The following is an 18,733-nucleotide window of genomic DNA, read 5'->3' as shown; positions in this document are numbered from 1 at the left end:
GTCCTAATGGTTTTATTATCAAAGTTTGATTTTTCTGGAAAAGAGTCAGGGAAAGTTGAATTGCCCGATGCCTTCTTTGCTGAAGGGAAAGAGCAATCAGTGAAAGATTATTTAGTGGCCATTCAGGCCAATAAACGTCAGTGGAGCGCTTGTACAAGAGGGCGATCGGAAGTCAGTCACTCCACTAGGAAGCCTTTTAGACAAAAAGGAACGGGGAATGCTCGTCAAGGTTGTTTAGCTGCTCCTCAATTTAGAGGAGGAGGTATTGTTTTTGGGCCTAAACCAAAATTTGATCAGCATGTTCGCATCAATAAAAAAGAGAGAAGAGCTGCTATTAGATTGCTGTTGGCTCAGAAAATTCAAACAGGCAAGCTCATTGTTGCAGATAATTCTGTATTCATTAGTAGCTTAAATGCGCCTAAAACAAAAGAAGCTTTGAGATTTTTGAAAGAGTGCAACGTGGAGTGCCGCGGAGTCTTGTTCGTTGACGGACTAGATCATGTTGGAAGCAACGAGAATTTGAGATTGAGTGTAAGAAATCTAGCTGCTGTAAGAGGATTTACTTACGGAGAGAATATCAACGGGTATGACATTGCCGCTGCTAGAAATATTGTGGTTTCAGAGAAAGCTTTGGAACTACTTGTCGAGAATCTTGTCTCTACAACAAAAGATTAAAGGGGAAGCTAAAACATGAAAGATCCTTATGATGTTGTCAAAAGACATTATGTGACCGAGAAGGCGAAAATGCTGGAAGGATTAAGTCTCGGGGGCGGAGAAGGCAAGAAAAAAGGTAGTTTCTGTAAAGATCCTAAGTACACATTTGTTGTTGCCGGGGATGCAACTAAGCCTATGATTGCTGAAGCCATAGAGGCAATTTATTCTAATAAAGGTGTGAAGGTTAAAAAAGTGAACACAGTTTGTGTAAAACCTCAGCCTACGAGAATATTCCGAGGGAAAAGAAAAGGAAGAACAGCCGGTTTCAAGAAGGCTATTGTGACTTTTGTTGATGGTCACTCTATTGGTTAGTAAAGAAGGAAGAGAAGAATAACATGTTTAAAAAGTTTAAGCCAGTAACTCCCGGGACGAGACAGTTGATTCTGCCTTCTTTTGATGAGCTTACTACTCAAGGGGAATTAGAAGGGTCCTCTTCTAAAAGAAGTGTTCGTCCGAATAAAAAGCTTTCTTTTTTCAAAAAGAGCTCTGGAGGACGAGATAATTTAGGACATATCTCTTGTCGCCATCGTGGGGGAGGAGTTCGACGTCATTATAGAGTGATTGATTTCAAACGTAATAAGGACGGAGTTGAAGCAAAAGTAGCTTCTGTAGAGTATGATCCAAATCGTTCTGCCTATATTGCTCTGTTAAACTATGTAGATGGCGAGAAGCGTTATATTTTAGCTCCTAAAGGAATTAAACGAGGTGATCGTGTGATTTCTGGAGAAGGAAGCCCTTTCAAAACTGGATGCTGCATGACTCTTAAGAGCATTCCATTAGGGATTTCCGTTCACAATGTGGAAATGAGACCTGGGTCTGGAGGTAAATTAGTTCGGTCCGCTGGGCTTTCCGCTCAAATTATTGCTAAAACCGATGGATATGTCACTTTAAAGATGCCTTCTGGCGAGTTCCGTATGTTGAATGAAATGTGCCGGGCTACCGTTGGAGAAGTTTCTAACGCAGATCATAATCTGTGTGTAGATGGTAAAGCTGGACGTCGTCGTTGGAAAGGAATCCGACCTACAGTTCGAGGAACTGCTATGAACCCTGTTGATCACCCACACGGAGGTGGAGAAGGGCGACATAACGGATACATTTCTCAAACCCCTTGGGGTAAAGTCACGAAAGGATTGAAAACTCGTGATAAGCGTAAGAGTAACAAGTGGATAGTTAAGGATAGAAGGAAATAGGGATTATGAGTAGATCGCTAAGAAAAGGTCCTTTTGTTGATCATCACCTTCTCAAAAAGGTCCGAGATATGAACGCTTTGGAGAAGAAAACTCCAATCAAAACGTGGTCTCGTCGTTCTATGATTACCCCTGAAATGATTGGGCACACTTTTGAGGTTCATAACGGCCGCAAATTTTTGACGGTCTTTGTGTCTGAAACTATGGTTGGACACAAGTTGGGAGAATTTTCCCCAACAAGAATGTTTAAGAGCCATCCCGTTAAAAAAGGGTAAGTCATAAGGAGACGGATTATGTTTAAAGCGACAGCCCGATACATACGGGTTCAGCCAAGAAAAGCTCGTTTGGCTGCAGGGTTAATGAGAAATCGTAGCGTTGTTGAAGCTCAACAACAGCTTAGCTTTTCTCAAATGAAGGCTGGAAGATGTCTTAAAAAAGTTTTGGATAGCGCGGTTGCGAATGCGGAATCCAATGAGAATGTAAAACGAGAGAACCTTTGCGTTGTTGAAGTTCGGGTTGATGCCGGCCCAATGTTCAAAAGAGTAAAATCTAAAAGTCGTGGGGGACGAGCCCCTGTTTTGAAACGCACGAGTCATCTAACTGTGATTGTTGGCGAAAGAGGGCAGTAGGAGTTAAGGTATGGGTCAAAAAGGATGTCCAGTAGGGTTCCGTACAGCGGTTACTAAAAAATGGCGATCTTTATGGTATGGGAATAATCAAGAGTTCGGAAAATTTCTTATTGAAGATGTAAGAATTAGAGAATTTTTGAAAAAGAAACCCTCTTGTCAAGGTGCTGCAGGGTTCGTCGTTAAACGAATGAGCGGTAAGATTGAAGTTACTATTCATACAGCTAGACCAGGCTTAGTGATTGGGAAAAAAGGGGCTGAAGTAGAGTCTCTAAAAGCCGAATTGAAAAAGCTAACAGGGAAAGATGTTTGGGTTGAAATCGCAGAAGTTAAACGCCCAGAATTGAACGCTCAGCTTGTAGCAGATGGTATTGCTAAGCAGATAGAAAGACGAGTTTCTTTCAGAAGAGCTATGAAAAAAGCGTTGCAATCTGTGATGGATGCCGGAGCTCTCGGAGTTAAGGTTCAAGTTTCAGGCCGTTTGGCTGGAGCTGAGATTGCTCGATCCGAGTGGTATAAGAATGGTCGTGTGCCTCTTCATACGCTTAGAGCAGATATTGATTACGCTACAGCGTCTGCAGAGACTACTTATGGAATTATCGGCATAAAAGTTTGGATTAATCTTGGTGAAAAGAAGGCCGTCCCTGCGGCTAATCATGCAGGTGCAGCCTCAACAGCTGCTGCGTAATGCAGACAGGTTATAAGGGTGTGTGAATTATTATGTTAATGCCTAAACGAACAAAATTTCGCAAGCAGCAGAAAGGTCAGTTTGCTGGATTGAGTAAGGGGGCAACGTTTGTTGACTTCGGCGAGTTTGGAATGCAGACTTTGGAAAGAGGATGGATTACTAGCCGTCAAATTGAGGCATGCAGGGTTGCTATCAACAGATATTTAAAACGTAAAGGGAAAGTTTGGATTCGAGTTTTCCCTGATAAAAGTGTAACGAAAAAACCTGCCGAAACTCGAATGGGTAAAGGTAAGGGAGCTCCTGATCACTGGGTAGCTGTTGTCCGTCCCGGACGTATTTTATTCGAAGTGGCAAACGTTTCGAAAGAAGATGCTCAGGACGCTTTAAGAAGAGCTGCTGCAAAGTTAGGAATCAGAACACGATTCGTTAAACGTGTGGAAAGGGTATAGTATGGGAGCAAAAAAGAATTTATTAGCGGAGCTTAGAGAAAAAAGCTCAGAAGAGTTGGATGAGTTTATTCGTGATAATAAAAAAGCTCTTTTCACTTTGCGTGCGGAAGCTGCTTTACAAAATAAAGCTGTAAAAACTCATCAGTTTTCTCTGTATAAGAAAAGCATTGCTCGTGCTCTAACAATAAAACAAGAAAAAAAGGATAGAGTCCATGGCTAGTGATGTGAGAGGCCGTAGAAAAACCAAAATTGGTGTAGTTGTTTCATCAAAGATGGAAAAAACTGTTGTCGTTCGAGTTGAAAGAGTATACTCGCACCCTCAATATGCTAAAGTGGTTAGGGATTCTAGCAAGTATTATGCGCATAATGAGTTGGATGTGAAAGAGGGAGATACCGTTCGAATCCAAGAGACGCGTCCTTTGTCTAAAACAAAGAGATGGCGGGTTGTCGATCGGGTAAATTAGTAGTGGTTTAGCAATTATGATCCAGCAAGAAAGTCAATTAAAAGTTGCCGATAATACGGGCGCTAAAAAGGTAAAGTGTTTCAAGGTCCTCGGTGGATCTCGTCGGCGTTATGCAACAGTCGGTGATGTGATTGTTTGCTCAGTAAGAGACGTTGAGCCTGATAGTTCCGTAAAAAAAGGGGACGTTGTTAAGGCCGTTATTGTGCGGACTCGGAATGATATTCGTCGTAAAGATGGTTCTACACTGAGATTTGATACCAATAGCTGTGTAATCATTGATGACAAAGGCAATCCTAAGGGAACTCGAATTTTTGGGCCTGTAGCGCGAGAAATTCGAGATCGAGGCTTCATTAAAATTAGCTCTCTGGCTCCTGAGGTGATTTAAAGGTAAGATAGTATGAAGAGACGTAGTGTTTGTGTCGGTGACACTGTTTATGTGCTTGCTGGAAACGACAAAGGTAAGCAAGGAAAAGTTTTACGTTGTTTGAAGGATAAGGTTGTCGTTGAAGGAATCAATGTCCGAGTAAAAAATATTAAACGCTCTCAAGAAAATCCTAAAGGGAAGCGTATTAATATTGAGGCTCCTCTCCATATTTCCAACGTACGTTTAAGTATCGATAATCAGCCTGCTAGACTGTTTGTCAAAGTTACGGAGAAAGGACGGGAGCTTTGGAATAAGCATTCTGATGGCAGTTCTTCATTATACCGATTGGTAAGAGAGAGAAAGGGTTAATATGAGCAGGTTAAAAAAACTATATACTGAAGAGATCAGAAAAACTCTTCAAGATAAGTTTCAATATGAAAATGTTATGCAGATTCCTGTTCTTAAGAAAATAGTCATAAGTATGGGTCTTGCAGAGGCTGCAAAAGATAAAAATCTTTTTCAGTCCCATTTAGAAGAGTTGGCTGTTATCTCTGGACAAAAACCTTTAGTAACTAGAGCCAAAAATTCTATCGCAGGGTTTAAGTTGCGAGAAGGACAGGGGATCGGGGCTAAAGTCACTTTACGAGGGATTCGTATGTATGACTTTATGGACCGTTTTTGCAATATTGTCTCCCCAAGAATTCGAGACTTTAGAGGATTCTCTTGTAAAGGGGATGGTCGAGGTTGTTATTCCCTAGGTTTAGATGATCAGCAAATCTTCCCTGAAGTTGATTTGGATCGTGTTAAACGATCTCAGGGGATGAATATTACTTGGGTAACTACAGCACAAACCGATGCGGAGTGCCTTACCTTGTTAGAGTGTATGGGCTTGCGTTTCAAGAAGGCTCAATAAGGGAGATGTAGGTCGGAATGGGAATTACGAGTGATTCAATTGCAAATTTATTGACACGGATTCGAAATGCTTTGATGGCAGAGCATTTATACATTGATATCGAGCATAGTAAAATGCTTGAAGCCATTGTAAGAATCCTCAAGCAACACGGGTTCGTTGCTCACTTTTTAGTAAAAGAAGAAAATCGCAAAAGACTAATGAGAGTCTTTTTGAGATATGGGGAAGATCGCAGACCAGTGATTCATGCTTTGAAGCGTGTATCTAAGCCTTCTAGAAGGGTATATGTTTCTGCAGCAAAAATTCCTTATGTTTTCGGAAATATGGGTATTGCCGTCCTTTCAACTCCTCAAGGGGTTTTAGAAGGTTCTGAAGCTAGAGCTAAGAACGTTGGCGGTGAATTGCTTTGTTTAGTTTGGTAGCAAGTTAAAAGATTAGGACGGTAACGAATGTCTCGTAAAGCTCGAGACCCTATTGTACTTCCTCAAGGCGTAGAGGTCTCTATTCAAAATGATGAAATCTCAGTAAAAGGTCCTAAAGGGTCTTTGACACAGGTGTTGGCTAAAGAAGTTGAGATTGCCGTTAAAGGTAATGAGGTGTTTGTTTCTCCCGCAGCTCACATTATAGACAGACCTGGTCGTATGCAAGGGCTTTATTGGGCTTTGATAGCAAATATGGTCAAAGGTGTCCACCTTGGATTTGAAAAACGTTTAGAAATGATCGGAGTTGGATTCAGAGCTTCGGTACAGGGGTCCTTCTTAGATTTATCGATAGGGGTTTCCCATCCAACAAAAATGCCTATTCCTACAGGATTGGAAGTCTCTGTTGAGAAGAACACATTGATCTCCATCAAAGGTATCAACAAGCAGTTGGTAGGAGAATTTGCGGCTTGTGTTCGTGCAAAACGCCCTCCAGAGCCATACAAAGGTAAAGGAATTCGTTACGAAAACGAATATGTACGTCGTAAGGCTGGAAAAGCAGCGAAAACTGGTAAAAAATAGAGGGTAAAATAGAGTCGAACTATGGAAAGCTCTTTATATAAGAAAACTTCGGGGAAAGCTCGCAGAGCTTTAAGAGTACGGAAAGCCTTAAAGGGAAGTTCTTTAAAGCCTAGATTATCCGTTGTAAAGACAAATAAGCATATTTATGTGCAGCTGATAGATGATGTTGAAGGTAAGACTTTAGCATCTATTTCAACCTTGGCTAAAATTTCAAAAACTTCTGGATTAACGAAAAAAAATCAAGATAATGCCAAGGCTTTAGGAGTAAAAATTGCTGAATTAGGGAAAAGCCTTCAGGTAGATCGGATTGTTTTCGATCGAGGAGCTCATAAGTATCATGGCGTAGTAGCTATGGTTGCTGATGGAGCCAGAGAGGGTGGATTACAGTTTTAATGAAGGTTTAGATAATGACGCTATCAAGAAATTCTCATAAGGAAGATCAGCTGGAAGAGAAGGTTCTCGTCGTCAACCGTTGTTGTAAGGTTGTTAAAGGAGGCCGTAAGTTTAGTTTTTCTGCGCTTATTTTAGTTGGCGATAGAAAAGGGCGTTTGGGCTTTGGATTCGCGAAAGCTAACGAGCTAACGGATGCTATTCGTAAAGGCGGGGATGCTGCTAGAAAAAATCTTGTCTCTATCAATTCTCTTGAGGGAGGATCTATTCCTCATGAGGTTCTTGTCAATCACGATGGAGCAGAGCTTTTGTTAAAACCTGCTAAGCCAGGAACCGGAATCGTTGCGGGATCTCGCATTCGTTTAATTTTAGAGATGGCCGGAGTCAAGGACATCGTGGCAAAGAGTTTGGGATCTAATAATCCTATGAATCAGGTGAAAGCTGCTTTTAAAGCTCTCCTGACACTCTCTTGTAAAGATGATATTATGAAAAGGAGAGCCGTTATCAATGATTAAGTTAGAGTATTTACAAGATCCTTCGCCTCGTAAGCGAAGAACTAAACTCTTGGGAAGAGGCCCCTCTTCTGGCCATGGGAAAACCAGTGGTCGGGGGCACAAAGGGGATGGTAGCCGTTCTGGTTACAAGAGACGTTTTGGATATGAGGGGGGAGGAGTTCCTTTGTATAGAAGGGTCCCTACTCGAGGATTTTCTCATAAACGTTTTGATAAATGTGTTGAAGAAATCACGACACAACGTTTGAATGGAATCTTTGAAAACGGAGAAGAAGTATCTTTGGAGACTTTAAAACAAAGAAAAGTTATCCATAGAGAGACTTCTCGTGTTAAAGTGATTCTTAAGGGAGCTCTGGATAAGAAATTAGTCTGGAAAGATGCTGCAATAGTGTTGTCAGAAGGAGTAAAAAGTCTTATCGAGACTGTTTAACTAGAACTTTTGGGTAAAGTTTATGGCTACATTGCGACAAGTATTTTCGATTTCCGAATTGCGACAAAAAATATTCTTCACATTTTCTTTGCTTGCGTTATGTAGAATCGGGGTATTCATCCCTGTACCGGGAATTAATGGAGACCGTGCTGTAGCCTATTTTAACCAGCTATTAGGGTCTAGCCAGAATTTGTTTCAGTTAGCTGATATTTTTTCTGGGGGAGCTTTTGCTCAGATGACGGTTATAGCTCTTGGAGTGGTTCCGTACATCTCGGCTTCAATTATTGTGCAACTTCTTGTGGTCTTTATGCCTACTCTGCAAAGAGAAATGCGGGAGGCTCCTGACCAAGGAAAGCGTAAATTGGGGCGAATGACGAGGCTCTTCACCCTGCTTCTTGCATGTGTGCAATCTTTGCTTTTTGCGAAGTTTGCTTTGCGAATGAACCTCGTTGTTCCTGGAATTGTTCTCCCCGCAATGCTATCTCTGAAGCTGTTTGGAATTCCTTGTGTATTTTATTTAACAACTGTTGTGGTAATGACAACAGGAACCCTTTTACTTATGTGGATTGGAGAACAGATTTCTGACAAGGGAATTGGTAACGGGATTAGCCTGATTATCACCCTAGGAATGTTAGCTTCGTTCCCCTCTGTTTTAGGGTCCATATTTAATAAATTAAATTTGGGATCTCAGGACCCTTCTGAATTCGGGATAGTCTCTCTCCTAGTTCTTTGTGCAGTCTTCGTTTTTGTTCTGATGGCGACTGTATTAATTATTGAGGGGGTAAGAAAAGTTCCGGTTCAGCATGCACGTAGAATTATTGGAAGAAGAGAGGTCTTAGGAGGAGGGTCTTATCTTCCTCTAAAGGTGAATTATGCGGGAGTGATTCCAGTTATTTTTGCCTCTTCGCTTCTCATGTTCCCCGCCACTATTGGACAATTCCTTTCCTCAGAGTCTTCTTGGTTGAAGCGAATAGCAACTATGTTGTCCCCTGGAAGTGTGGTTTATTCCATTTTTTACGTGTTGCTTATTATATTTTTTACCTATTTCTGGACAGCTACGCAGTTTCGGCCAGAGCAAATAGCTTCTGAAATGAAAAAAAATGGAGCTTTTATTCCTGGTATCCGACAAGGGAAACCAACCCAGTCCTATCTTGAATATACAATGAATAGGGTAACTTTACTGGGGGCAGTATTTTTAGCTGTTGTAGCTATATTACCTTCTATTTTGGGAAGGATTTTAAGAGTTGACGCAAACGTCAGCTACTTTTTGGGTGGAACTGCTATGCTTATCGTAGTCGGCGTCGTTTTGGATACGATGAAGCAAATAGATGCTTTTCTTTTAGTCCGACGTTATGACGGAGTTTTAAAGAAAGACCGCCCCAAAGGAAGACGTTGAAAAATAACAATTTTTGACCTAAGATGCTTATACTACTTTAAGGGAGGCCCTTCGTATGCCACGCATCATTGGAATAGATATTCCTGCGAAAAAGAAATTAAAAATAAGTCTTACATATATTTATGGAATAGGGCCAGCTCTTTCTGAAGAGATCATTGCTAGATTGCAGTTGAATCCCGAAGCGAGAGCTGCAGAGTTGACTGAAGAAGAAGTCGGTCGACTGAACGCTCTTTTACAGTCGGATTATGTTGTTGAGGGAGATTTGCGCCGTCGTGTGCAGTCCGATATCAAACGTCTAATTACCATCCATGCTTATCGTGGACAAAGACATAGACTTTCTTTGCCTGTTCGTGGTCAGAGAACAAAAACAAATTCTCGCACTCGTAAAGGTAAACGTAAAACTGTTGCAGGTAAGAAGAAATAATAATTTTTAGGAGAGAGTGTTTTGGTTAAAAATCAGACGCAAAAAAAAGGCGTAAAAAGAAAACAAGTAAAAAACATTCCTTCGGGCGTTGTCCATGTTAAGGCTACTTTTAATAATACAATTGTAACCATAACAGACCCTGCTGGTAATGTGATTTCGTGGGCTTCTGCTGGGAAAGTTGGTTATTCAGGCTCTCGTAAATCTTCAGCATTTGCAGCGACGGTTGCTGCCCAAGATGCTGCTAAGACTGCTATGAGTTCTGGGTTAAAAGAGGTTGAAGTAAGTTTGAAAGGAACTGGTGCTGGGCGGGAATCTGCCGTACGAGCGCTTATTTCTTCTGGACTTATTGTTTCTGTTATCCGAGATGAAACTCCCGTTCCTCATAACGGGTGTCGACCAAGAAAACGACGAAGAGTGTAGTTATAGCTAAGGAGTTTGGGATGTCGGATAATTCACATAATTTACTTTATAACAAATTTGAGTTGCCTGAATCGGTGAAAATGTCTCCCGTTGAAGGTGCAGCTGGTGGCATTGATAAAGTAGCTCGGTTTGTTGCTGATCCCTTAGAGAAGGGAATGGGGCACACATTGGGAAGCGCCTTGAGACGTGCTTTATTAATCGGCCTGGAAGCTCCTGCTATTGTCTCTTTTTCTATGACAGGAGTTTTGCATGAATACATGGCGGTAGAGGGGATCATCGAGGATGTTACCAATATCGTTTTGAATTTGAAAGGCTCTTTGCTCAAAAAGTATCCTTTACAAGATTGTGAAGGAGGAAGAGCTTCCCAAAAATTGCGAGCTACAATTTCTATCGATGCATCCGATTTAGCTGCTGCTGGTGGGCAAAAAGCAATTACTTTAGGGGATTTGCTGCAAGAAGGCACCTTTGAAGCTGTAAATCCTGAGCATGTAATTTTTACAGTTACTCGTCCTATGCAACTAGATGTTATGTTGCGGGTTGCTTTCGGTAGAGGATATACTCCTTCCGAGAGAATTGTTCTCGAAGAAAGAGAGATGAATGAGATCGTTTTAGATGCCGCCTTCTCTCCTGTTGTTTTGGTCAATTATTTCGTTGAAGATACTCGTGTTGGCCAGGATACGGATTTCGATCGTTTAATATTGCAAGTGGAAACGGATGGTCGTGTAGCTCCTAAAGAGGCTGTAGCTTTTGCTACGCAAATTTTGAGCAAACATTTTTCTGTTTTCGAAAAAATGGACGAGAAACGGATCGTTTTTGAAGAAGCCATTTCTGTAGAAAAAGAAAATAAAGACGATATTCTTCACAAGTTAGTTTTGGGCATTAATGAGATAGAACTCTCTGTACGATCCACAAACTGTTTGTCTAATGCCAATATCGAAACGATAGGAGAGCTGGTAATTATGCCAGAGCCTCGCCTGTTACAATTTAGAAACTTCGGTAAGAAATCTCTTTGTGAGATTAAGAATAAACTGAAAGAAATGAAATTAGAATTGGGCATGGATCTTAGCCAATTTGGCGTTGGGCTGGATAATGTCAAAGAAAAAATGAAGTGGTATGCCGAGAAAATTCGGTCGAGTAAGAATACCAAGGGATAAAAAGGGATATGCAACACGCTAGAAAAAAATTTAGGGTTGGTCGTACTTCTTCGCATAACCGTTGCATGTTGGCTAATATGTTAAAGTCTTTAATTCACAATGAAAGAATTGAGACTACATTGCCTAAGGCCAAAGAGTTGCGTCGTCATGCGGACAAGATGGTTACTTTAGCCAAGAAGAATACTTTGGCAGCAAGAAGATTAGCTGTTGGGCGTCTTATGGTCAGATACAATACTTTGACTGGTAAGGAAGCTCGTCAAGTTAAAGCCGGAGATTTGTCGGCTTACAATGTTGATAGAAGAGTCATTGGGAAGTTGTTTGACGTATTAGCAACCAGATTTTCTTCAAGAAATGGCGGGTATACTCGCATTCTGAAGTTGCAAAATAGGGTTGGTGATAATGCTCAAAAGTGTATTATAGAATTTTTAGCCGATTAGTGCTAATTTTTCGAAAATACTGACTACCTGGGATTTAGCAATGAGAATTGTGATTAATGGTTTTGGACGAATTGGGCGATTAGTTTTAAGACAGATTCTGAAAAGGAATGCTCCCATAGAAGTTGTAGCTATTAATGATTTGGTCTCAGGAGATCTTCTAACGTATTTGTTTAAGTATGATTCCACTCACGGATCTTTCGCTTCGCAGGCAACATTCTCTGATGGATGTTTGGTTGTTGGAGAAAGAAAGATCCGTTTCTTAGCAGAGAAAGACGTTCAAAAGCTTCCTTGGAAAGATTTGGATGTTGATGTCGTCGTTGAAAGTACTGGGTTATTTGTTAATAAAGATGATGCCGCAAAGCACTTGGATTCTGGTGCTAAGCGAGTATTAATAACAGCTCCTGCTAAAGGAGATGTCCCTACATTTGTTATGGGAGTCAATCATCAAAAGTTTGATCCAGCAAATGACGTAATCATTTCTAATGCTTCTTGCACAACCAATTGTTTAGCGCCTCTAGCCAAAGTTTTGTTGGATAATTTTGGTATAGAAGAAGGGTTGATGACAACAGTTCATGCGGCAACGGCTACACAAAGTGTGGTTGATGGTCCTTCTCGGAAAGATTGGAGAGGGGGAAGAGGAGCTTTCCAAAATATTATCCCAGCCTCAACAGGAGCCGCTAAAGCTGTAGGGTTATGCTTGCCTGAGCTTAAAGGGAAATTGACAGGAATGGCGTTTAGAGTGCCTGTTGCAGATGTTTCTGTGGTAGACCTGACAGTTAAATTGAGTTCAGCTACAACCTATGAGGCTGTCTGCGAAGCTGTGAAGCATGCAGCAAGTACGAGTATGCGGAATATTATGCATTACACAGAAGAAGCTGTAGTTTCTTCTGATTTTATTGGTTGTGAGTATTCGTCTGTATTCGATGCCCAAGCCGGGGTTGCTTTGAATGATCGATTTTTCAAATTGATAGCTTGGTATGATAATGAAATAGGCTATGCAACTCGCATAGTAGATTTATTAGAGTACATACAAGGAAACTCGAAATAAAGGTTAGTTCGTGTATTTTACAAGAGATCCAGTCATAGAGACTGTTATTACATCTAGAGAGGGATATAAGTTATCCATTCGCAATTCTAAACACCTTTCTCAAGATCCTTTTGTTGTAGAGGCTGTAGAGGTTATCCGTTTAGGGGGCACTAGTTTCTTCCGCAATTGTGATCATAGTAAACCATTTCTTGTTCCTGCGGCTGATTATGAAGTTATGGAAGTCCGAGATGCTAAAATTAATCTAAAGGCTGTTGGACTAGACCGCGGGGTTAAGATTGTTAGTGGGCGAGAAGCTTTGTTAAAAATGCCTAGAGTTGCTCCAGTGGCTTCGGTTCAAGAAGAAAGTTCTAGTTCTTTGGAAGAGGGTATTATTGAGGACCCTGTTGTTGCAACGCCTTCTCCGGCTTCTGCAGCTCCTATGTCTAAAAAGGAAAAACGGAAAGAGTTCAAGAACGAGAAATGGAAAGAAAAGAAAAAACAAGGACGTCGGAGAAACAGCAAAGAAATAGCTGATGCTGTAGGTTCTTCTCAAGATATGATCGATACTATCACGGAAGAATGTTTGCAAGAATCTTCTCCAGAAGAAAGAGATCCTTGTGAGCGTCGCTTTGCTTTAATTCCACCTCCTACGCGCTTGATTTCTGAGGGACCGGAAGAGCCTAAAGAGTCTCAGCCTGTAACAGCTGTAGATCTCAATGAGTCTTTGAATGCTTTAGTTAGCGAAAGTTGTGACGTCATTGAATCCATCTTAGCTGATGAGGATACAGTTATTTTCACGAAGGAAAGTGAGAAGTCTTCTAATGAGACGCAGGAATTATCAAGTCATTCATTAGAAGAAGCTTCTGTCCATGATAGGATTTCTTCGGAAGAATAAGAAGTTCATTGCTTTTTTCTGAACTTTAACATACAATCCGTTCTAGCTTTTCCAGTTGTGCGTGCTAGAACTTCTTGTAAAGCTATAGCGAGGACTATCATGAGTCCTCGTTTTTCTCGCTCAGATGGTGGAATGGTAGACACTAGGGACTTAAAATCCCTTGGGCTTTGGCCCGTGCAAGTTCGAGTCTTGTTCTGAGCATATCTTTTTTCTTTGCTTCTTGAGACAATAATACCTGTTTGATTTATAGATGGGGAGAGAGCTGTTTAATTAGGGGTATCTCTTTGGTGTGGCTTTGGTCTTTAGTTAAGCTGCGTCTGCTGTCTTTATTGCGATTTCGCAAAACTCGTTCGTTTATTCCTCCTGATCAATACGAAGAATATTCTCGTTCTATGCTTCAGCTGTTTTGCCTTCGGAAAGACTCTGATATCATGGAATGGGAGAATACTTGCCAGATTTTGTTTGGGGTATGCATAAAAATGAGCGAGGATTTGCTGAGAAGCGAGCGGCAGATGCAAATACAATCTGCAAGTAAAGAACAATCATTAGCAGAATGGGAAAAATTGGTTTCTGAGCTGAAATTTCAGCTAGCGTCTCAAGAAGATGAGAGTCGGCAAGAGATTTCTAAATTACAGGCAGAAAATAATTGGTTGCAAAACCGTTTAGCAGAAAAATTACAGCAGGCTCGGCATCAAAATGATGTTATCGATGAGCTAAAACGTGATTTGGTAGAAAGTGTGCAGCAAATGGAGGTTAGTGAAGGTCGTAGACTGTGTTATGAGCATAAAATTAAGATGCTTGAAGAGCAAATAGATCGATTTTTGGTGAAAGAAGAAGTCTGACAGTTGGGTTCCTTGATAGGTCCTTAATTTCATTAGCAACGCTTTCCTTTATCATGTAAAATTTGCACAACGTGAAAATTAGAAGACTCGGGTGTAAAAAGGCATGGCGGATTTGATTATGGGGATAGATCCGGGAACTTTGGTTTGTGGATATGCATTCATTCGAGTAGAAAATCGATATCAGATCCAGCCGCATAGTTTTGGAAAAATCAAACTATCTCAGAAACAGGCGTTGTCTCATAGATATAGACAGCTGTTTACAGAAATTTCCACAATCCTTCAACGAGAAGCTCCTAAAGCCGTTGTTTTAGAGACTCAGTACGTTCATAAAAATCCTCAGAGTACAATTAAACTAGGGATGGCAAGGGGAGTATTATTATTAGCAGCCTCTTTACAAGATATCTCTGTGTTTGAGTATGCGCCTAACACAGCTAAGAAAGCTGCTGTAGGTAAAGGTAATGCTTCTAAGCAGCAGGTACAGCTTATGGTAAGTAAGCTACTGAATATTCAGGATCTGCTAGCGGATGATAATGAGGATATTGCGGATGCTTTTGCTTTAGCCATGTGTCATGCACATTTAGCGCCTTATCAGGATCTAAAAAAAAGTCTTTTGTAATCGATGGAATTAGACTCCAATGTATGAGTATATTAAAGGAAAATTAACCCATACTGATGAAGCTTATGTTGTGATTGAAAGCTTTGGTATAGGCTATTCTATAATGCTTTCTGAGCGATTTTTAGTAGATCTGCGCGAATTGATGCATCAAGAGGTGCTTATTTATGTTCATAGCGTCATTCGCGAAACAGAGCATTCTCTATATGGGTTTAGTTCCCGAGCGGAAAGGGAATGTTTTCGTTTGTTGATTTCTTTTTCTGGAATCGGTCCCAAAACTGGTTTGGCTATTTTAAACATGTTCCCTCTGCAAGAATTATGTTCAGTCGCTCGTCTAGAAAACGTGAAAGCCATCGCTTCTGTTCCTGGAATAGGGAAAAAAACAGCAGAGAAGTTGATGGTTGATCTTAAACAAAAGCTTCCTGCTTTGATGCCACTTTATTTAGAGGAGCCTGTGGTGGCTTCTTCAAGTACTACTACTTCTTTTAAAGAAGGCATAGGAGCTTTGATGAATCTTGGATTTTCCCGCCTTGCAGCTGATCGCATGATGACTGAAGCTGTAAAGGAATTATCTGAAGATGCTTCGGTGGCAGAACTTCTTCCTGTAGCTCTAAGAAAAGGCTAGAATCCCCAGATGCCTTCTCGGGTATTTCTGAAAAATCTCAGCTAAGTTATAGTCTTCTTAAAATTGTGTTGTAAAACAACCTCTTTTTCATTTCTAGCGAGAGATAATATTCGAATAAGTGAAGGGGAGGTAAAAAGGAGAATATATGGAACAAACATTATCAATTATCAAACCAGATTCTGTAGGCAAAGCTCATATCGGGGAGATTGTCTCTATTTTTGAAAAGGCTGGGCTACGAATTGCTGCCATGAAAATGGTACATCTTTCTGTGAAAGAAGCAGAAGGATTTTATGCTGTTCATAAAGAAAGACCTTTTTTCCAAGAGCTCGTGGATTTCATGATTTCTGGTCCTGTTGTAGTTATGGTGCTGCAAGGGGAAAATGCTGTTGCTCGTAACAGAGAACTGATGGGAGCAACGAATCCTAAAGAGGCTGCGGAAGGCTCCATTCGAGCTTTATTCGGAGAGTCTATAGGGGTTAATGCTGTTCATGGATCTGATAGTTTAGAAAACGCTGCTATTGAAGTAAGTTATTTCTTTGCCAAAACAGAAATCGTTAATGCTCTAGCGTAATGTTTTTGACATTTTGCGAACCCCCTCTCTGCACAAAGCTAAGAGGGAGTATTTTTTTTAAAGAATTTGTGTGGCTCGTCGGTGAGGTAGGTTTAACGCCTGCTCAAAGTCTTTCACGGAGCCTTCTCCCCAATTAATCGTACTTGTTGCAGCCCATTTCATTTTTGATAAAAAATCTTCTTTTGAATCAAACAGAGGGTGGATAGTGGTTAAGAAATCGTTATGAGAACGATTCTGTCGATACGAAGGCTGGATTTGAGGAATGGGAAGGTAACGAGCGAGCTTTTGAGCATTCATGTCCCAAAGAAATGTTGTGTGATGAACCCATCTCTGTTTCTGAATATATTGGGCATTCCCTCCAATTTTTTTATCAAAAAACACGTAATCATTTTCCTTGATCTTGAATCCTGCAGGAAAGATTGGGATATAGATATTGCTGGTCCATTGAAGAAGCTCTTTTGAAGATGGAAAGAGAGAAGAGGAATTCATAATCCAGGAGACCATAAGACTATTAGCGTCCAAAAAAACCGTTCCACCACCACTATAGCGACGGATGACTGGAATGTTATCTTCTCTTAAATGTTTTATATGAAGATCTTGTTCGGGATTCCGAGAAATACCCAATACAGCAGCTTCCGGAAGATTTGTGTTTACTAAACAAAAATTTTTGGAAGAGGTGCGAAGAAGAGCTTCCTCAAGCTGCAGTTGTTGAAAAATAGGAATCCCTTCGCAATGAATGAAAACGCAATCAGTAAGCATCTTTTTTCAAAGAGACCATAAGCACCTGAATGTCAGCGACAGAAATTCCTGAAATCCTGGCAGCAGATCCAATTGTGCGCGGAGTGAACTTAGAAAGCTTCTCTCGAGCTTCTAAGCTCAGTGCAGAGATGCTGTGATAATCAATTCCCTCAGGAATCAAAGTATTCTCAGCTTTCTCCATGCTGCGGATTAGTGTCTGTTGTCGAGAGATATACCCTGAGTACTTAATCTCCATTTCCAAAGAGGCCCCAATAATTGGACCCCAATCTTTAACATCTTCTGGAAACTCTGTTAGAAGTTGTTGGTAAGAAACTTCTGGCCGACACAAAATTTTAGTTAATGGAACAATCGAATCGCCATACTTTCTAAAAGTTTTGGCTAAACGCTCTTTTTCATGTTCTATGCAATTTTTTTGTTTCTGAAACATGGCATAGCGCTCGCTGGACAGTAATCCTAAAGCATGTCCGTAATGAGAAAGTCTCATGCCCGCATTATCCTGTCGTAGTAGCAAACGGTGTTCTGCTCTACTTGTGAACATGCGGTACGGTTCATCTAATACTTGGGTAGTGAGGTCATCTAGCATGACCCCGATATAAGATTCCTGGCGGCTAGGGATAAAAGCTGGACGATGTAAGACTTTATTTACAGCATTAACTCCTGCAATAAGGCCTTGCGCAGCAGCTTCTTCATAACCCGTTGTTCCATTGATTTGACCACACAAGAATAATCCCTCGAGAATTTTAGACTCTAAAGAGGGGAGGATGACATTCCCTTGGATGTAGTCGTATTCTATAGCATAAGCTGGTCGGGTAATTACTGCGTTTTCTAAGCCAGCTACAGAGCGAATAATCTCATACTGCACATCGAAAGGCATCGATGTGGAAAGCCCGTTTACGTAGACTTCTCTCGTATTAAGGCCCTCTGGTTCGATAAAAATATGATGGCGATCTTTATCTGCGAATTTAACGATCTTATCCTCAATAGATGGACAATATCGTGGCCCGACACCCTCTATACGTCCCCCATACAAAGCGGAACGGTGAAGATTGTTCGCTATAAGATCTTTTGTTTTGTCTGTAGTATAAGTGATGTGACAAGAAACTTGTGGTAACTTAGGAACAAAAGCTTCTTCTCGATGGACGAAACAAACGTTTTGATCTCCAGGCTGCTCTTCCATTATGGAAAAATCAATAGATGAAGAGAGCAAACGAGCTGGGGTCCCAGTTTTCAAGCGCCCTAAAGGAAATCCTAACCGTTTTAGATCTTTGGAAAGACCTAAAGACGCTGCATCTCCTAATCTCCCCCCAGAAAAGTTTTGGGTGCCGATATGGATAAGCCCACGCATGAAAGTCCCGGAAGACAGAACCACAGTTTCCCCTGAATAAGCCCATCCTTCTTTCGTGGAGACGCCTAAGACTTTTTCGCCGTCATCTAAAAGAGCCTCGGCTGTTCCTTGCATGATATGCAATCCAGGAACCTGCTCCAATAGTTGCTTCATATGGATATGATACAACTGTTTATCTACTTGAGCACGAGGAGCTCGTACAGCAGGCCCTTTGGTTTGATTGAGAATACGAAACTGAATTCCTGATAAATCGGTAACTTCAGCCATAACCCCACCAAGTGCATCAATCTCTCGGACAATATGTCCTTTGCCGATGCCCCCCACGGCAGGATTACAGCTGAGTTTTGCAATAGTATCCAAATTTGAGGTCAAAAGTAAGACAGACGCTCCCATCTTAGCAGCACAATATGCGGCCTCACAGCCAGCATGCCCTGCACCAATGACTATTACATCGTACTCAACAGGAAATGTCCACATAGAACCCAAACGA

The 18,733-nt window shown here is 41.1% G+C and carries 30 protein-coding genes and 1 tRNA gene; 29 read left to right on the top strand and 2 right to left on the bottom strand.

Annotated elements, in window-relative coordinates; translation table 11 throughout:
• The first annotated feature begins 6 nt into the window (after positions 1-6).
• From rplD to ndk, 29 genes are all read left to right on the top strand, one after another.
• Positions 7-675 (top strand): 50S ribosomal protein L4, encoded by a 669-nt coding sequence (gene rplD, locus TC_RS04135; protein WP_010231647.1) that lies wholly within the window; start codon positions 7-9, stop codon positions 673-675.
• A 15-nt stretch (positions 676-690) separates the two neighbouring features.
• Entirely contained in the window at positions 691-1,026 is a 336-nt protein-coding gene (locus TC_RS04130; protein WP_010231645.1) for a 50S ribosomal protein L23, read from the top strand.
• A 23-nt stretch (positions 1,027-1,049) separates the two neighbouring features.
• On the top strand, positions 1,050-1,904 hold the full coding sequence (rplB, locus tag TC_RS04125) for a 50S ribosomal protein L2 (RefSeq protein ID WP_010231643.1): 855 nt from the start codon (positions 1,050-1,052) through the stop codon (positions 1,902-1,904).
• A 5-nt stretch (positions 1,905-1,909) separates the two neighbouring features.
• Positions 1,910-2,176: a 30S ribosomal protein S19 gene (rpsS, locus tag TC_RS04120; RefSeq protein WP_009871888.1), complete on the top strand. Its 267-nt coding sequence runs from the start codon at positions 1,910-1,912 to the stop codon at positions 2,174-2,176.
• Between the two features lie 18 nt (positions 2,177-2,194).
• Positions 2,195-2,530: a 50S ribosomal protein L22 gene (gene rplV, locus TC_RS04115; protein ID WP_010231638.1), complete on the top strand. Its 336-nt coding sequence runs from the start codon at positions 2,195-2,197 to the stop codon at positions 2,528-2,530.
• A 10-nt stretch (positions 2,531-2,540) separates the two neighbouring features.
• Positions 2,541-3,215 (top strand): 30S ribosomal protein S3, encoded by a 675-nt coding sequence (gene rpsC, locus TC_RS04110; protein WP_010231636.1) that lies wholly within the window; start codon positions 2,541-2,543, stop codon positions 3,213-3,215.
• A gap of 32 nt (positions 3,216-3,247) precedes the next feature.
• Positions 3,248-3,664: a 50S ribosomal protein L16 gene (rplP, locus tag TC_RS04105; protein ID WP_009872721.1), complete on the top strand. Its 417-nt coding sequence runs from the start codon at positions 3,248-3,250 to the stop codon at positions 3,662-3,664.
• A gap of 1 nt (position 3,665) precedes the next feature.
• A complete protein-coding gene (rpmC, locus tag TC_RS04100; RefSeq protein ID WP_010231628.1) occupies positions 3,666-3,884 on the top strand; it encodes a 50S ribosomal protein L29 in 219 nt (72 codons plus the stop codon).
• Positions 3,877-4,128, top strand: coding sequence for a 30S ribosomal protein S17 (gene rpsQ / locus TC_RS04095; RefSeq protein ID WP_010231627.1), 252 nt, complete (start codon positions 3,877-3,879; stop codon positions 4,126-4,128). The genes rpmC and rpsQ overlap by 8 nt, the downstream gene beginning before the upstream one ends.
• A gap of 16 nt (positions 4,129-4,144) precedes the next feature.
• Positions 4,145-4,513, top strand: a complete 369-nt coding sequence (rplN, locus tag TC_RS04090) for a 50S ribosomal protein L14 (RefSeq protein ID WP_010231626.1) — start codon at positions 4,145-4,147, stop codon at positions 4,511-4,513.
• A gap of 12 nt (positions 4,514-4,525) precedes the next feature.
• A complete protein-coding gene (gene rplX / locus TC_RS04085; protein WP_009872719.1) occupies positions 4,526-4,861 on the top strand; it encodes a 50S ribosomal protein L24 in 336 nt (111 codons plus the stop codon).
• 1 nt (position 4,862) lies between these two features.
• Positions 4,863-5,405 carry a 50S ribosomal protein L5 gene (gene rplE / locus TC_RS04080; protein WP_010231603.1) on the top strand — a complete coding sequence of 181 codons (543 nt, stop codon included), beginning with the start codon at positions 4,863-4,865 and terminating at the stop codon, positions 5,403-5,405.
• 17 nt (positions 5,406-5,422) lie between these two features.
• Complete coding sequence (rpsH, locus tag TC_RS04075) at positions 5,423-5,824, top strand: 30S ribosomal protein S8 (RefSeq protein ID WP_010231601.1); 402 nt, start codon at positions 5,423-5,425, stop codon at positions 5,822-5,824.
• Between the two features lie 27 nt (positions 5,825-5,851).
• Positions 5,852-6,403 (top strand): 50S ribosomal protein L6, encoded by a 552-nt coding sequence (gene rplF / locus TC_RS04070; RefSeq protein WP_010231599.1) that lies wholly within the window; start codon positions 5,852-5,854, stop codon positions 6,401-6,403.
• A 21-nt stretch (positions 6,404-6,424) separates the two neighbouring features.
• Positions 6,425-6,796, top strand: a complete 372-nt coding sequence (gene rplR, locus TC_RS04065) for a 50S ribosomal protein L18 (protein WP_010231597.1) — start codon at positions 6,425-6,427, stop codon at positions 6,794-6,796.
• A gap of 14 nt (positions 6,797-6,810) precedes the next feature.
• Positions 6,811-7,308, top strand: coding sequence for a 30S ribosomal protein S5 (gene rpsE, locus TC_RS04060; protein ID WP_009871876.1), 498 nt, complete (start codon positions 6,811-6,813; stop codon positions 7,306-7,308).
• Positions 7,301-7,735, top strand: a complete 435-nt coding sequence (rplO, locus tag TC_RS04055; RefSeq protein ID WP_010231578.1) for a 50S ribosomal protein L15 — start codon at positions 7,301-7,303, stop codon at positions 7,733-7,735. Before rpsE ends, rplO begins: the two co-directional genes overlap by 8 nt.
• A 22-nt stretch (positions 7,736-7,757) precedes the next feature.
• Entirely contained in the window at positions 7,758-9,131 is a 1,374-nt protein-coding gene (gene secY / locus TC_RS04050; RefSeq protein ID WP_010231576.1) for a preprotein translocase subunit SecY, read from the top strand.
• Between the two features lie 55 nt (positions 9,132-9,186).
• Positions 9,187-9,555 carry a 30S ribosomal protein S13 gene (gene rpsM, locus TC_RS04045; protein ID WP_010231575.1) on the top strand — a complete coding sequence of 123 codons (369 nt, stop codon included), beginning with the start codon at positions 9,187-9,189 and terminating at the stop codon, positions 9,553-9,555.
• 21 nt (positions 9,556-9,576) lie between these two features.
• Complete coding sequence (gene rpsK, locus TC_RS04040; protein WP_010231573.1) at positions 9,577-9,975, top strand: 30S ribosomal protein S11; 399 nt, start codon at positions 9,577-9,579, stop codon at positions 9,973-9,975.
• A gap of 20 nt (positions 9,976-9,995) precedes the next feature.
• Complete coding sequence (locus TC_RS04035; RefSeq protein ID WP_010231571.1) at positions 9,996-11,129, top strand: DNA-directed RNA polymerase subunit alpha; 1,134 nt, start codon at positions 9,996-9,998, stop codon at positions 11,127-11,129.
• An 8-nt stretch (positions 11,130-11,137) separates the two neighbouring features.
• On the top strand, positions 11,138-11,566 hold the full coding sequence (rplQ, locus tag TC_RS04030) for a 50S ribosomal protein L17 (protein WP_010231570.1): 429 nt from the start codon (positions 11,138-11,140) through the stop codon (positions 11,564-11,566).
• 40 nt (positions 11,567-11,606) lie between these two features.
• Entirely contained in the window at positions 11,607-12,614 is a 1,008-nt protein-coding gene (gene gap / locus TC_RS04025) for a type I glyceraldehyde-3-phosphate dehydrogenase (protein WP_010231568.1), read from the top strand.
• A 10-nt stretch (positions 12,615-12,624) separates the two neighbouring features.
• Entirely contained in the window at positions 12,625-13,488 is an 864-nt protein-coding gene (gene grgA / locus TC_RS04020) for a GrgA family transcription factor (RefSeq protein ID WP_010231566.1), read from the top strand.
• Positions 13,489-13,606: 118 nt separating this feature from the next.
• Positions 13,607-13,689 (top strand) — tRNA-Leu (locus tag TC_RS04015).
• A gap of 86 nt (positions 13,690-13,775) precedes the next feature.
• Positions 13,776-14,330, top strand: coding sequence for a hypothetical protein (locus TC_RS04010; protein WP_010231563.1), 555 nt, complete (start codon positions 13,776-13,778; stop codon positions 14,328-14,330).
• Positions 14,331-14,433: 103 nt separating this feature from the next.
• Positions 14,434-14,946 (top strand): crossover junction endodeoxyribonuclease RuvC, encoded by a 513-nt coding sequence (gene ruvC / locus TC_RS04005; RefSeq protein WP_010231561.1) that lies wholly within the window; start codon positions 14,434-14,436, stop codon positions 14,944-14,946.
• 19 nt (positions 14,947-14,965) lie between these two features.
• Positions 14,966-15,568, top strand: a complete 603-nt coding sequence (gene ruvA, locus TC_RS04000) for a Holliday junction branch migration protein RuvA (RefSeq protein WP_010231551.1) — start codon at positions 14,966-14,968, stop codon at positions 15,566-15,568.
• A gap of 145 nt (positions 15,569-15,713) precedes the next feature.
• The gene (gene ndk / locus TC_RS03995; protein ID WP_010231549.1) at positions 15,714-16,139 is read left to right on the top strand and encodes a nucleoside-diphosphate kinase; all 426 of its coding nucleotides are present in this window, start codon (positions 15,714-15,716) and stop codon (positions 16,137-16,139) included.
• Between the two features lie 57 nt (positions 16,140-16,196).
• On the opposite strand, the gene TC_RS03990 is transcribed toward ndk, so the two are convergent.
• Together TC_RS03990 and mnmG are read right to left on the bottom strand one after the other, a co-directional pair.
• A complete protein-coding gene (locus tag TC_RS03990; RefSeq protein WP_010231547.1) occupies positions 16,197-16,898 on the bottom strand; it encodes a lipoate--protein ligase family protein in 702 nt (233 codons plus the stop codon).
• Entirely contained in the window at positions 16,888-18,720 is a 1,833-nt protein-coding gene (mnmG, locus tag TC_RS03985) for a tRNA uridine-5-carboxymethylaminomethyl(34) synthesis enzyme MnmG (RefSeq protein WP_010231545.1), read from the bottom strand. Before mnmG ends, TC_RS03990 begins: the two co-directional genes overlap by 11 nt.
• Positions 18,721-18,733: the final 13 nt, after the last annotated feature.

Origin of the sequence: Chlamydia muridarum str. Nigg (assembly GCF_000006685.1) — a bacterium.
In the GTDB taxonomy this organism is placed as follows: domain Bacteria; phylum Chlamydiota; class Chlamydiia; order Chlamydiales; family Chlamydiaceae; genus Chlamydia; species Chlamydia muridarum.
The sequence above is the reverse complement of the archived record's forward strand: the minus strand, read 5'-3'. Positions and strand labels throughout refer to the sequence as shown.

Excerpts from the sequence above, each read along its gene's own strand:
- rpsM (WP_010231575.1), top strand. The coding sequence starts at position 9,187 with ATGCCACGCATCATTGGAATAGATATTCCTGCGAAAAAGAAATTAAAA.
- ndk (WP_010231549.1), top strand. The coding sequence starts at position 15,714 with ATGGAACAAACATTATCAATTATCAAACCAGATTCTGTAGGCAAAGCT.
- rpsC (WP_010231636.1), top strand. The coding sequence starts at position 2,541 with ATGGGTCAAAAAGGATGTCCAGTAGGGTTCCGTACAGCGGTTACTAAA.
- TC_RS04035 (WP_010231571.1), top strand. The coding sequence starts at position 9,996 with ATGTCGGATAATTCACATAATTTACTTTATAACAAATTTGAGTTGCCT.
- rpsH (WP_010231601.1), top strand. The coding sequence starts at position 5,423 with ATGGGAATTACGAGTGATTCAATTGCAAATTTATTGACACGGATTCGA.
- rplR (WP_010231597.1), top strand. The coding sequence starts at position 6,425 with ATGGAAAGCTCTTTATATAAGAAAACTTCGGGGAAAGCTCGCAGAGCT.
- rpsE (WP_009871876.1), top strand. The coding sequence starts at position 6,811 with ATGACGCTATCAAGAAATTCTCATAAGGAAGATCAGCTGGAAGAGAAG.
- ruvC (WP_010231561.1), top strand. The coding sequence starts at position 14,434 with ATGGCGGATTTGATTATGGGGATAGATCCGGGAACTTTGGTTTGTGGA.
- rpmC (WP_010231628.1), top strand. The coding sequence starts at position 3,666 with ATGGGAGCAAAAAAGAATTTATTAGCGGAGCTTAGAGAAAAAAGCTCA.
- rplB (WP_010231643.1), top strand. The coding sequence starts at position 1,050 with ATGTTTAAAAAGTTTAAGCCAGTAACTCCCGGGACGAGACAGTTGATT.
- rplE (WP_010231603.1), top strand. The coding sequence starts at position 4,863 with ATGAGCAGGTTAAAAAAACTATATACTGAAGAGATCAGAAAAACTCTT.
- secY (WP_010231576.1), top strand. The coding sequence starts at position 7,758 with ATGGCTACATTGCGACAAGTATTTTCGATTTCCGAATTGCGACAAAAA.
- rplN (WP_010231626.1), top strand. The coding sequence starts at position 4,145 with ATGATCCAGCAAGAAAGTCAATTAAAAGTTGCCGATAATACGGGCGCT.
- rplD (WP_010231647.1), top strand. The coding sequence starts at position 7 with ATGGTTTTATTATCAAAGTTTGATTTTTCTGGAAAAGAGTCAGGGAAA.
- rplO (WP_010231578.1), top strand. The coding sequence starts at position 7,301 with ATGATTAAGTTAGAGTATTTACAAGATCCTTCGCCTCGTAAGCGAAGA.
- ruvA (WP_010231551.1), top strand. The coding sequence starts at position 14,966 with ATGTATGAGTATATTAAAGGAAAATTAACCCATACTGATGAAGCTTAT.
- rpsS (WP_009871888.1), top strand. The coding sequence starts at position 1,910 with ATGAGTAGATCGCTAAGAAAAGGTCCTTTTGTTGATCATCACCTTCTC.
- TC_RS03990 (WP_010231547.1), bottom strand. The coding sequence starts at position 16,898 with ATGCTTACTGATTGCGTTTTCATTCATTGCGAAGGGATTCCTATTTTT.
- rplP (WP_009872721.1), top strand. The coding sequence starts at position 3,248 with ATGTTAATGCCTAAACGAACAAAATTTCGCAAGCAGCAGAAAGGTCAG.
- rplQ (WP_010231570.1), top strand. The coding sequence starts at position 11,138 with ATGCAACACGCTAGAAAAAAATTTAGGGTTGGTCGTACTTCTTCGCAT.
- mnmG (WP_010231545.1), bottom strand. The coding sequence starts at position 18,720 with ATGTGGACATTTCCTGTTGAGTACGATGTAATAGTCATTGGTGCAGGG.
- TC_RS04130 (WP_010231645.1), top strand. The coding sequence starts at position 691 with ATGAAAGATCCTTATGATGTTGTCAAAAGACATTATGTGACCGAGAAG.
- rplF (WP_010231599.1), top strand. The coding sequence starts at position 5,852 with ATGTCTCGTAAAGCTCGAGACCCTATTGTACTTCCTCAAGGCGTAGAG.
- rplX (WP_009872719.1), top strand. The coding sequence starts at position 4,526 with ATGAAGAGACGTAGTGTTTGTGTCGGTGACACTGTTTATGTGCTTGCT.
- rplV (WP_010231638.1), top strand. The coding sequence starts at position 2,195 with ATGTTTAAAGCGACAGCCCGATACATACGGGTTCAGCCAAGAAAAGCT.
- rpsQ (WP_010231627.1), top strand. The coding sequence starts at position 3,877 with ATGGCTAGTGATGTGAGAGGCCGTAGAAAAACCAAAATTGGTGTAGTT.
- gap (WP_010231568.1), top strand. The coding sequence starts at position 11,607 with ATGAGAATTGTGATTAATGGTTTTGGACGAATTGGGCGATTAGTTTTA.